At 62.4% G+C, this 11,408-nt stretch carries 13 protein-coding genes and 1 other RNA gene; 5 read left to right on the forward strand and 9 right to left on the reverse strand.

All coding sequences use genetic code 11. The features are described 5' to 3' along the window. Positions 1–44: 44 nt before the first annotated feature. From gcvT to BLR69_RS20225, 8 genes are all read right to left on the reverse strand, one after another. Positions 45–1,127, reverse strand: coding sequence for a glycine cleavage system aminomethyltransferase GcvT (gene gcvT / locus BLR69_RS20190; protein ID WP_071494551.1), 1,083 nt, complete (start codon positions 1,125–1,127; stop codon positions 45–47). Between the two features lie 156 nt (positions 1,128–1,283). Further along, positions 1,284–2,900 carry an ABC transporter permease gene (locus BLR69_RS20195; protein ID WP_071494552.1) on the reverse strand — a complete coding sequence of 539 codons (1,617 nt, stop codon included), beginning with the start codon at positions 2,898–2,900 and terminating at the stop codon, positions 1,284–1,286. Positions 2,901–3,046: 146 nt separating this feature from the next. Then, positions 3,047–4,051, reverse strand: a complete 1,005-nt coding sequence (locus BLR69_RS20200; RefSeq protein WP_071490448.1) for an extracellular solute-binding protein — start codon at positions 4,049–4,051, stop codon at positions 3,047–3,049. A gap of 160 nt (positions 4,052–4,211) precedes the next feature. After that, a complete protein-coding gene (locus tag BLR69_RS20205) occupies positions 4,212–5,429 on the reverse strand; it encodes a 2-octaprenyl-3-methyl-6-methoxy-1,4-benzoquinol hydroxylase (protein ID WP_172832161.1) in 1,218 nt (405 codons plus the stop codon). Between the two features lie 9 nt (positions 5,430–5,438). Then, on the reverse strand, positions 5,439–5,924 hold the full coding sequence (locus BLR69_RS20210) for a DUF4442 domain-containing protein (protein ID WP_071494554.1): 486 nt from the start codon (positions 5,922–5,924) through the stop codon (positions 5,439–5,441). After that, on the reverse strand, positions 5,917–7,104 hold the full coding sequence (gene ubiH, locus BLR69_RS20215; protein WP_065880228.1) for a 2-octaprenyl-6-methoxyphenyl hydroxylase: 1,188 nt from the start codon (positions 7,102–7,104) through the stop codon (positions 5,917–5,919). Before ubiH ends, BLR69_RS20210 begins: the two co-directional genes overlap by 8 nt. Beyond that, on the reverse strand, positions 7,101–8,423 hold the full coding sequence (gene pepP / locus BLR69_RS20220; protein WP_071494555.1) for a Xaa-Pro aminopeptidase: 1,323 nt from the start codon (positions 8,421–8,423) through the stop codon (positions 7,101–7,103). The genes ubiH and pepP overlap by 4 nt, the downstream gene beginning before the upstream one ends. Before the next feature lie 20 nt (positions 8,424–8,443). Further along, the gene (locus tag BLR69_RS20225; protein ID WP_058426458.1) at positions 8,444–9,001 is read right to left on the reverse strand and encodes a YecA/YgfB family protein; all 558 of its coding nucleotides are present in this window, start codon (positions 8,999–9,001) and stop codon (positions 8,444–8,446) included. Positions 9,002–9,139: 138 nt separating this feature from the next. Between BLR69_RS20225 and BLR69_RS20230 the strand changes: the two genes are divergently transcribed. The 4 genes from BLR69_RS20230 (at position 9,140) to BLR69_RS20245 (ending at position 10,558) form a co-directional block, all read left to right on the forward strand. Continuing rightward, positions 9,140–9,349, forward strand: coding sequence for a TIGR02449 family protein (locus tag BLR69_RS20230; protein ID WP_007982902.1), 210 nt, complete (start codon positions 9,140–9,142; stop codon positions 9,347–9,349). After that, entirely contained in the window at positions 9,346–9,663 is a 318-nt protein-coding gene (locus tag BLR69_RS20235; RefSeq protein ID WP_058426457.1) for a cell division protein ZapA, read from the forward strand. The genes BLR69_RS20230 and BLR69_RS20235 overlap by 4 nt, the downstream gene beginning before the upstream one ends. Before the next feature lie 30 nt (positions 9,664–9,693). Further along, a non-coding RNA gene (gene ssrS / locus BLR69_RS20240) (6S RNA) lies at positions 9,694–9,872 on the forward strand. Positions 9,873–9,928: 56 nt separating this feature from the next. Beyond that, complete coding sequence (locus tag BLR69_RS20245) at positions 9,929–10,558, forward strand: 5-formyltetrahydrofolate cyclo-ligase (RefSeq protein ID WP_071494556.1); 630 nt, start codon at positions 9,929–9,931, stop codon at positions 10,556–10,558. A 7-nt stretch (positions 10,559–10,565) separates the two neighbouring features. Here the strand turns inward: BLR69_RS20245 and BLR69_RS30815 are convergent, their stop codons facing one another. After that, a complete protein-coding gene (locus BLR69_RS30815; protein WP_092355790.1) occupies positions 10,566–10,715 on the reverse strand; it encodes a hypothetical protein in 150 nt (49 codons plus the stop codon). Positions 10,716–10,910: 195 nt separating this feature from the next. Between BLR69_RS30815 and BLR69_RS20250 the strand changes: the two genes are divergently transcribed. Further along, positions 10,911–11,360 (forward strand): EVE domain-containing protein, encoded by a 450-nt coding sequence (locus BLR69_RS20250; RefSeq protein ID WP_071494557.1) that lies wholly within the window; start codon positions 10,911–10,913, stop codon positions 11,358–11,360. Positions 11,361–11,408: the final 48 nt, after the last annotated feature.

Raw genomic sequence — 11,408 nt, forward strand, 5'->3', positions numbered from 1 at the left:
CCTCAAGAAGTAATGTCAGCGGCCTTCGGCCTGCCGGAAATAGGTTAGATCAAGGTTTTGCCATGGCGCACGAAGGTCGGCTTGACCACTCGAACCGGGTACCACTTGCCGCGGATTTCCACTTCGGCCCGATCAGCGGTTGCCGTCGGCACACGCGCCAGGGCAATGGATTTGCTCAGCGTAGGAGAGAAACTACCACTGGTGATCTCCCCTTCGCCAACATTGGCGATACGAACCACCTGATGAGCACGTAAAACCCCGCGCTCTTCCAGCACCAGCCCGACCAGTTTGAACTGCACACCGGCTGCTTTTTCCGCTTCCAGCGCGGTGCGCCCAATGAAATTACGCTCGGCAGGTTCCCAGGCGATGCTCCAGGCCATATTCGACGCCAGCGGCGAAACATCCTGGTGGATGTCCTGGCCGTACAGGTTCATGCCCGCCTCCAGGCGCAGGGTATCGCGAGCACCAAGACCTATGGGTGAAATACCGGCGCCCACCAGGTCGTTGAAAAAACCCGGCGCCTGATCGGCAGGCAGGACAATCTCCAGGCCATCTTCGCCGGTGTAACCCGTGCGTGCGATAAACCAGTCACCATCGGCGAGACCTTCGAAGGGCTTGAGTTGGTGAATCAGGGTGCTGCGCGATTGGGTGACCAGCTCGGCGATCGTCTGCCGGGCGTGGGGACCTTGGATAGCCAGCATCGCCAACTCGGGGCGTTCATGCAGTTGCACCTGATAGTCGCCCAGTTGCGCGTGCATCCAGGCCATGTCCTGGTCGCGGGTGGCGGCGTTGACCACCAGCCGATAAGCGGTTTCGGTACGGTAGACAATCATGTCGTCCACCACGCCGCCGCGTTCGTTGAGCATGGCGCTGTACAACGCACAGCCGCAGTCGTGCAGGCGTTCGACATCATTGGCCAGCAGGTGCTGGAGCCATTCCGTGGCCTGGGGGCCGCTGACATCGATCACGGTCATATGAGATACATCGAACACCCCGCAGTCGCGTCGCACCTGATGGTGCTCCTCAACTTGCGAGCCGTAGTGCAGAGGCATATCCCAACCGCCAAAATCGACCATTTTCGCGCCGAGGGCGAGATGCAGGTCATACAGAGGCGTACGCTGTCCCATGGGTTTCTCCTTCCGGGCTTGGCGAAGGTGCGCGGAGCTGCTGTCCGCGCTGAGCGCCTTGAATTACAAGGCCTGCAGCCACGTCCAGCGACCCGCTCCGAAAGACGAAGCGCACCGAATGCCGCGCATTGTAGCCGCAAGCCGTAGGACTGGCACCTAACCGATTTGCCGTGCAGAGCGTCGGATCAGCCCGATCACCGGCAACAGGCCCACCAGCACCAGGGTCAACGCCGGCAGAGAGGCCCGTGCCCACTCGCCTTCGCTGGTCATTTCAAAGACCCGTACTGCCAGCGTGTCCCAGCCGAACGGGCGCATCAGCAAAGTGGCAGGCATTTCCTTGAGCACATCGACAAATACCAGAAGTGCAGCGCTCAAGGTCCCCGGCAGCAGCAACGGCAGATACACTTTGCAAAACAGTCGTGGGCCACTCACACCAAGACTGCGTGCAGCTTCCGGCAAGGACGGGCGGATACGCGCCAGGCTGTTTTCCAACGGCCCATAGGCCACCGCCAGGAAACGCACCAGATACGCCAGCACCAGCGCCGACAGACTGCCCAGCAGCAATGGCTTGCCCGCCACACCGAGCCAGCCGGAGAGCGGCACCACCAGTTCACGGTCCAGATAGCTGAACGCCAACATGATCGACACCGCCAGCACCGAGCCCGGCAAGGCATAGCCGACGTTGGCCAGGCTGATGCCGGAGCGGATCGTCCGTGTCGGCGCCAGGCGGTTGGCGAACGCCAGCACCAGCGCCACGCTGATCGTGATCAAGGCCGCGATGCCGCCCAGGTAAAGCGTGTGGAGGATCAGGCCCGAATAGCGCTCATCCAGATCGAAGCGGCCGCGCTGCCAGAACCACACCACCAGTTGCAGCATCGGGATGACAAACGCGCAGGCGAACACCAACCCGCACCAACTGCTGGCTGCGGCCGCCTTGAACCCGCGCAGGTGGTACAACGCCTTGCCTCGTGGCCGCTCATTGCTCGGCCGGCTGGCGCCCCGGGCGCGCCGCTCGCCGTACAGCACCAGCATCACCACCAGCAGCAACAGGCTGGCCAATTGGGCGGCGCTGGAAAGACTGAAGAAGCCATACCACGTCTTGTAGATGGCCGTGGTGAACGTGTCGAAGTTGAACACCGAGACCGCGCCAAAATCCGCCAGGGTTTCCATCAGCGCCAAGGCGACCCCAGCCCCAATCGCCGGGCGCGCCATGGGCAGGGCCACATGCCAGAACGCTCGCCAGGGCGACTGTCCCAACACCCGCGCGGCCTCCATCAGGCCTTTTCCCTGGGCCAGGAACGCGGTGCGCGCCAGGAGATAAACATAGGGATAGAACACCAGCACCAGGACGATGATCACGCCGCTGGTGGAGCGCACCCGTGGCAGCCTCAAGCCGGTGCCGAACCATTCACGCAACAGGGTTTGCACGGGACCGGAGAAGTCCAGCAGGCCGACAAACACAAAGGCCAGCACATAGGCAGGAATGGCGAACGGCAACATCAGTGCCCAATCCAGCCAGCGCCGACCAGGAAACTCGCAGAGGCTGGTCAACCAGGCCAGGCTGACGCCCAACAGGGTCACGCCGATACCGACGCCCAGCACCAGGGTGAGCGTGTTGCCCAGCAGGCGCGGCATCTGGGTTTCCCACAAGTGCGACCAGATCTGGTTGTCGATACTTTGCCAGGACAGCAACAGCACGCTCAGCGGTAGCAGCACCAGGGCGGCGACGGTGAAGACCGGCAGGTACCAGCGGCGTTGGGCGGGGTGGGCCAAAGTCAGTTCTCAGTGAATGTCTTTAATTCAACTCAATCCAATGTGGGAGGGGGCTTGCCCCCGATGGCGGTGGATCAGTCCATGATGAGTGAACTGATATCCCGCTATCGGGGGCAAGCCCCCTCCCACATTTGCCACGTAGTGTGTCAGTTCCAGCCGGCGCGATCCATCAGGCGGATCGCCTCAGCCTGGCGCTTGCCCGCCACTTCCACCGGCAAGGTGTCCGCCACGAACTTGCCCCACGTCGCCACTTCGGCTGACGGCGGCACCGCCGGGTTGGCCGGGAACTCCTGGTTCACGTCGGCAAAGATCTTCTGCGCCTCAGGCGTGGTCATCCACTCGACCAGCGCCTTGGCGGCTTCCGGATGCGGCGCGTGCTGGGTCAGGCCGATACCCGACAGGTTCACGTGCACGCCACGGTCGCCCTGGTTCGGCCAGAACAGCTTCACCGCCAGGTCCGGTTTCTGCTTGTGCAGGCGGCCGTAATAGTAGGTGTTGACGATGCCCACGTCGCACTGCCCGGCGTTGATGGCTTCGAGCACGGCGATGTCATCGGAGAACACGTCGGTGGACAGGTTGTTGACCCAACCCTTGACGATCTCTTCGGTCTTGGCCGCGCCGTGGGTTTCGATCAGGGTGGCGGTCAGCGACTGGTTGTAGACCTTTTTCGCGGTACGCAGGCACAGGCGGCCTTCCCACTGTTTGTCGGCCAGGGCTTCGTAGGTAGTGAGGTCACCCGGTTTTACCCGGTCGGTGGAATAGGCGATGGTGCGTGCGCGCAGGCTCAAGCCGGTCCAGGTGTGTTTTGACGAGCGATATTGCAGGGGAATGTTCTTGTCGATCACCGGGGAGGTGAACGGTTGCAGGATCCCCATCTGCTCGGCCTGCCAGAGGTTGCCGGCATCTACGGTGAGCAAAAGGTCGGCGGTTGCGTTTGCGCCCTCGGCCTTGATGCGCTGCATCAGCGGGGCTTCCTTGTCGGTGATGAACTTCACCTGCACGCCGGTTTTTTGGGTGTAGGCGTCGAAGACCGGCTTGATCAGCTCATCGATACGCGAGGAGTAGACCACCACTTCGTCGGCGGCCTGCACGGTGGTGCTGCCGATCAGGGTGAGTGCCAGGGCAGTCAGGAGGCGCTTGGGTGCCAACATGGGTGCGGTCTCTCATTTGCAAAAAGAGGGCAAATGATAAGGACTCACATTTGGTAGTGCTTGGTAGAGGCGTTACCAGATGTTGCATGACGGACATTAGTTGTAGGCTGATGGCCTCATCGGGGGCAAGCCCCCTCCCACAAGGGATCGCATTTCAATATCAGGGTTTCGCAAGGTCCGGGAGATCGCCAGTCAGGCCCAGAGCCTGACGCACGAACACGGCCTTGGCCTCGGGCATCTGGTCGACCATCTTCAACCCGGCGTTGCGCAGCCAGCGCACCGGCAGTTGATCGGCCTGGAACAGTCGCTCAAAGCCTTCCATCGCCGCCATCAGCGCCAGGTTATGCGGCATGCGCCGACGCTCATATCGGCTCAGTACCTTCACATCCGCCAGGCGCTCCCCACGCTCGGTCGCCGCCAACAGCACTTCGGCCAGCACCGCCGCGTCGAGGAAACCCAGGTTCACACCCTGCCCCGCCAATGGGTGGATGACGTGGGCCGCGTCGCCGATCAATGCCAGGCCTTCGGCTACGTAGCGCTTGGCGTGACGCTGACGCAACGGCACGCATACTCGTGGGTCGGCGCTGATCACTTCACCGAGTCGCCCTTCAAAGGCGCGCTCCAGTTCACGGCAGAAGCTTTCATCATCCAGCGCCATCAAGCGCTCGGACTCAGCCGGCGTGGTCGACCAGACGATCGAACACCAATCCTCCTGACCATCCCGCACCAGCGGCAAGAACGCCAGCGGACCCGTATCGGTAAAGCGTTGCCACGCCGTACGCTGATGCGGCTGGCTGCTGCGCACGCTGGTGACGATGGCGTTATGCAGGTAATCCCATTCGCGGGTCGCGGTGCCGGTCAGGCGGCGCACGGCGGAGTTGGCACCATCGGCGGCCACCACCAGCGGCGCGCGCAACGTGCGGCCATCGGCCAGGGTCAGCAGCCAGTCATCGCCGGAGCGGCGCATCTGCTCCAGGCGCGCATTGGCCAGCAGGCCCAGGTCGCAGTCGTGCAGACGGTCAAGCAAGGCATCCTGCACCACGCGGTTCTCGACGATATGCCCGAGTACCTCGGCATGTACGCTGGCAGCCGAAAAATGGATCTGCCCGGTGCCGCTGCCGTCCCACACCTGCATCTCGCCATAAGGGCTGGCGCGGCGCGACAGGATGCCGTCCCACACGCCCAGGCGTTCGAGGATGCGCTGGCTGGCAGCCGACAGTGCGCTCACACGGGGCTCGAACGCCGCATCACGGTCGAACGGCTTGACGCTCAGCGGGCTACCGTCGAGCAGCAGCACCTGCAGGCCGCTGCCCTGCAACGCCAGCGCCAGGGCGCTTCCGACCATTCCGGCCCCGACAATCAGCACATCTGCGCGCATGTCCATGCTTTAAGCCTGTCTCACTGGCGGCTTGCGCCGCACGTAAAGGGTTTTGTCGACCCGTGCCACCAGGGTGCCGGAGCCGTCATGAATCTGCACCTTGAGGTGGGGCAGGTACTTCTCGCCACCTTCGGTGTGTCGACGGACCTCGTCCAGCAAGGCCTCGTCGATGGAAAATTCGGCATACACCGGGCCTTTGCCGGGCGAAATGAAATCGATACTCGCGGCCTTGTCCCACACGATGTAGTCGCGGCCCAGGTTCTCCATCAGCATCAGCATGTAGAACGGGTCAACCATCGAATACAGGCTGCCGCCGAATTGCGTGCCGACATAGTTGCGGTTGTACCAGCCCAGGCCCATGCGCACTTTGACGTGACGAAAATCGGCGCTCATGTGCTGAACGCTGACCCCCGCGCCCAGATACGGCGGGTACAGGGTCATGATCCAACGCAACAACCGCGCCTTGCCCAGGCGCGCGATCAACCACTTACGCATCGGGACGCGTGCCCAGGCCCATGGCCTGCCGGGCGAACCAGCGTTTGGCGGGCGGCAACAAATCCAGCCCCAGCAGCCCCATGTTTCGGCCCAGGGCGACCAACGGTTGGGCGCTGCCAAACAGGCGCGTGACCTGGTCGGAGAAGCCCACGGTGAGTTTCTGGTCCAGGCGCTGGCGCTCGCGATAGCCCTGCAAGGTGGCCAGATCACCCGGCACCTGCGGCCCGGCCAGCAAGGCCTCGGCCAAGGCATTCGCGTCACGCAGGGACAGGTTGAAGCCCTGCCCGGCAATTGGGTGCAGGCTGTGGGCGGCATTGCCGAGGATGGCCAGGTGCGAGCGCACTTGCTCCTCGGCTTCCACCAGCGTCAGCGGATACAGATGACGGGCGCCAACCTGTTTGAGGGTGCCCAGGCGATAGCCGAACACGCCCTGCAATTCACTGAGGAAACTGCGTTCATCGAGATTGGCCAGGCGCTGCGCATCCATGCCGATGCGCGTCCAGACCAGCGCGCAGCGGTTGTCCGGCAGCGGCAGCAAGGCCATCGGGCCTTCATCGGTGAAGCGCTCGAACGCCTCGCCGTTGTGGGCTTCGCTCGGGGTGATGTTGGCGATCAGCGCGCTCTGGTTGTACGGGCGGGTCTTTACGCCGATACCTAATTGCTCGCGCAGGCCGGAGCGGCCGCCGTCGGCCAGTACGGCGAGGTCGCACTCCAACACGGTTTCATCGTTAAGGGTCAGGCGGTAGCCATCGGGCAGCGGTTCCATGCGCGTGACTTCAGCCGGGCAACGCCAGCTGACCACGTCTTTGTCCAGGCCTTGCCACAGGCATTGGCCCAGCCAGGCGTTTTCCACCACGTAACCGAGGGCCGGTACGCCCTCTTCCATGGCAGACAAGCGCGCGGTGGAGAAACGCCCACGGTCGGACACATGGATTTGCTTGATCGGCTCGGCGCGGCGCGAAATGTCCTGCCACAGGCCCAGGCGCTGATAGATCTGCCGGGCGCCGAAGGACAGCGCCGACGAACGTGCATCGTAGCTCGGCTGGTAGCTGTCGCCCGGCGCGAAGGGTTCGATCAGCACGATCTTCCAGCCCCGGGCCTTGGCCCCGGCCTGCAACGCCAGTGCCAGGCTGGCGCCCACCAGGCCGCCGCCGATGATCGCCAGGTTGACCCGGCTCATCGCGCAGCCGCCATCAGCGCTTCGATATCGGCGACAGTCTTGGGCACGCCGCCGGTCAGGATTTCACAGCCTTGCTTGGTCACTACCACGTCGTCCTCGATGCGTACGCCAATGCCACGCCATTTCTTTGCCACGTTCTGGTTGTCCGGTGAAATGTAGATCCCCGGTTCCACGGTCAACGCCATGCCGACTTCCAGCACACGCCATTCACCGCCCACTTTATATTCGCCCACATCGTGTACATCCATGCCCAGCCAATGACCGGCACGGTGCATGTAAAACACCTTATAGGCTTCGCTGGCGATCAGTTCGTCGACGTCACCCTGCAACAACCCCAGCTTGACCAACCCGGCGGTGATGACCCGCACAGTCGCCTCATGGGCCTGGTTCCAATGCTTGTCCGGGGCGATCTCCGCGAAGGCGGCTTCCTGGGAGGCCAGCACAATCTCGTAGATCGCTTTCTGTTCCGGCGAGAACTTGCCACTGACCGGCCAGGTGCGGGTGATGTCGCTGGCATAGCAGTCGATCTCGCAACCGGCGTCGATCAGCACCAGGTCGCCGTCCTTGAGCACCGCGTCATTCTGCTGGTAATGCAGGATGCAACTGTTGCGCCCGGCGGCGACGATGGAACCGTAGGCCGGCATTTTCGCGCCGCCTTTGCGAAATTCATAATCCAGCTCGGCTTCCAGGCTGAACTCATACAGGCCGGCCCGGCTGGCCTGCATCGCCTTCACGTGGGCCGCGCAAGAGATTCGCGCCGCCTCGCGCATCACCTTCACTTCCGCCGCCGATTTATACAGGCGCATGTCGTGGAGCAGATGATCCAGGGCAACGAATTCGTTCGGTGGCTGGGCGCCCAGGTGGGCCTTGGAGCGGATCACGTTGATCCACTCCATCAGGTGCCGGTCGAACTCGGCATTGCTGCCCATGGCCGAGTACACCCGGTCGCGGCCTTCGATGAGGCCGGGCAGGATGTCGTCGATATCGGTGATGGGGAAGGCATCGTCGGCGCCAAAGTCACGAATCGCGCCTTCGGTGCCGGCGCGCAGGCCGTCCCACAGTTCGCGTTCGGCGTTGCGTTCGCGGCAGAACAGCACGTACTCGCCGTGCTGGCGACCGGGCATCAGCACGATCACCGCTTCCGGCTCGGGGAAACCGCTCAGGTATTGGAAGTCGCTGTCCTGGCGGTAGACGTGCTCGACATCACGGTTGCGGATCGCCACGGCGGCGGCCGGCAGGATCGCGATGCTGTTGGGTTCCATCTGCGCCATGAGCGCCTTGCGGCGCCGGGTGTATTCCGCTTTGGGGATATGGATCATGGGCAGATGGGCTTCCTTTCTTAGTGCAGCGACGGCTTGGGTGCAGCCGGCTCAGCCGATTTTTTGGTCTCGGTGAACAGCAGCAGCGGCGCGACGCGCAGGTATTCCATCACTTCCATGTAGTCGCCCTCGCCGTCTTCGGACTCTTCCAGGGCGTCTTGCACCTGGGAGATGGCTGCCAGGTCCTGCAGCACTTCCTTGGCGTCGGTGCTCAGTTCCAGGCCGCCGGCGTTCACGCCGAAGCCGTGGAGGAAGCCCTGGCACCATTGGCCCAGTGCGGCGGCACGCTCGGTAAGCGGCGCGTCGTCGGTCGGCAGCAGCAGGACCACGGTGACGTCATCACCGGTCAGCTCGCCCTTGACCATCTCTTGCAGGCCGATCAGCGCGTTGCGCACGTTGTCGGTCGGTTCGGTTTCCAGCAGCTCGGCCACGTCGGCCAGCCAGTTGTCGGCATCGAAGCCGACGCCGGTGCAGCTGCGGCCCAGCAACACGCCGTGCAGTTCGGCCGGCGAGCAGGGGTGGCCGCTGGCGCTCAGCAGTTTGGAGAAAGCATCGTACGGGGAGTTCTGAATAGGCATGGTGAGCTAGGCGCCAGACGGCGCAATGTCTAGAATGGAGCGCTGTATCCTAGCACCGGCAGACGTACCAAGACTATCAAGGGCGTCAGATCGTTTATCCTGCAGTTGCCATTCATCAGACAAATCCAGTGGAACCCAATGGAAGACACCGACCTGCAAGCGCTGATGGCCAGACTCGAATTGCTAATTACTCGGGTCGAGCAACTTAAGAGTCAAAACGGACTCCTATTAGCTCAGGAAAAGACCTGGCGCGAGGAACGCGCTCACCTCATTGAAAAAAACGAAATCGCCCGGCGTAAGGTCGAATCGATGATTTCGCGCCTGAAGGCCCTGGAGCAAGACTCATGAGTTCAAGCAATAGCGTCACCGTGCAGATCCTCGACAAAGAATATTCGATCATCTGCCCCCAGGAAGAGCGCAACAACCTGGTGAGCGCCGCCCGCTACCTGGATGGCAAGATGCGTGAAATCCGCAGCAGCGGCAAAGTCATCGGCGCCGACCGCATCGCCGTGATGGCCGCCCTGAACATTACCCACGATCTGCTGCATAAGCAGGAACGCCCTGACGTGCAGGCCAGCGGCTCGACGCGCGAGCAGGTGCGTGACTTGCTGGAGCGTGTCGATCTGGTGCTTTCCAGCGATCCGGAAGCACCCAAGGGCTGATTGCCGCGTCTGTTTAAGGTATACTCGCCCCACTCCCTGGCGTGTTTGCCAGTCGGCGATGTCCCTGAGCCGATTCGCACTACCCTGGAAGTTGCACGTTGGGCTGGTGTGCATGTCCGCTAGACGGAAAGCCTTAAAGCCTACTGCATCTTCCACCTTGAACTTTCGGGTTCAAGGGCTAAGTCGACAGCGGCTCTGTCGGGGAGCCTGAATTCCCAAACTCAATGCCAGTCCTCGGACTGGCATTGTTTTATGAGCCGAAACCATGACCGAACCTGCGCCGCTTTCCCGTCCGCAACTTCGACGCATGTTGCGCAAAGCCCGCCGCGCCCTCACACCGAGTGAGCAACGCAAAGCCGCCCACGGCCTGTATCGGCAACTGGCACAGCACCCGCTGTTTCGCCGGGCCAAACATATCTCGTTGTATCTACCGACGGACGGTGAAATCGATCCGCGCCTGCTGCTGCGTGCGGCGCAGCGCCGGGGCAAGGCCACCTACCTGCCAGTGCTCAGCGCCTGGCCACGTACCAAGATGGTGTTCCAACGGGTCAAGCCTGGTGAGAAGCTGCTGCCCAATCGCTTTCGCATCCTGGAACCGCGGGTGAACATCAGCCGCCAACGCAAAGTCTGGGCGCTGGACCTGGTGCTGCTGCCGTTGGTGGGCTTTGATGATGCCGGCGGACGCCTGGGCATGGGCGGCGGGTTCTACGACCGCAGCCTGGCTTACCTGGCGCGCCGCCAGAGCTGGCGCAAGCCGACGCTGCTGGGCCTGGCCCATGAATGCCAGAAGGTCGATCGATTGGCGCAGGCGAGCTGGGATGTGCCGTTGGCGGGCACCGTTACCGATAAGCATTGGTATATTGCGAAGACGCCACTGGAGACAGCGGCGCCTTGAAGAAGGGTCAGCGCTTGAACGGTTGCGGCTGCTGCTGAGTCAGTTCAACGGGTGCATCGGTCTTGTTCGACCACAAGCTTTGGGCATACCCGGTGGTCACGACGCCCAGACCAAACAAAATCACCAAAATCCATAGTAAATCCGGTTTACGTTGCATCGATTGCCCCCCTTCAGGCACCTCGTACACGATGACAACAACGTTCCAAAGTAGTCCGTTGCAGCTGCGTCAAGCTTTAAAAGCCGGCATTCTGCGGTAACGTGAACCAACACGCAAACCTTGGCGCCAACCGACTGTCGGTTTGTCATCAAATTGCAGGACAACTTGCCCACCGCTTATTTCAGGAGCCCAACAATGGCCTATTGGCTGATGAAATCCGAGCCCGACGAACTCTCCATCAAAGGCCTGGAAAAGCTTGGCGAAGCCCGCTGGGACGGGGTACGCAACTACCAGGCGCGTAACTTTCTGCGGGCCATGGCGGTGGGTGACGAGTTTTTCTTCTATCACTCCAGTTGCCCGGAGCCGGGCATTGCCGGCATCGGCAAAATCATCGAGGCGGCCTATCCGGATCCCACCGCGTTGGAGCCCGAAAGCCACTACTTCGACGCCAAGGCCACCCCGGAGAAAAATCCGTGGAGCGCGATCAACGTTGCCCATGTGCGCACCTTTCCCAAGGTGCTCGGCCTGGGCTACCTCAAACAGCAAACGGCCCTTGCCGAACTGCCCCTGGTACAAAAAGGCAGCCGGTTGTCGGTGATGGCCGTCACGCCCGAGCAATGGGCGGCCGTAATCCATTTGATTTGACTGACCGGCATCAACGCCCCGCCGGGGCAAACCGCTCACACTAGGACG

The organism is Pseudomonas azotoformans (genome assembly GCF_900103345.1).
GTDB classification, from domain to species: Bacteria; Pseudomonadota; Gammaproteobacteria; order Pseudomonadales; family Pseudomonadaceae; genus Aquipseudomonas; species Aquipseudomonas azotoformans.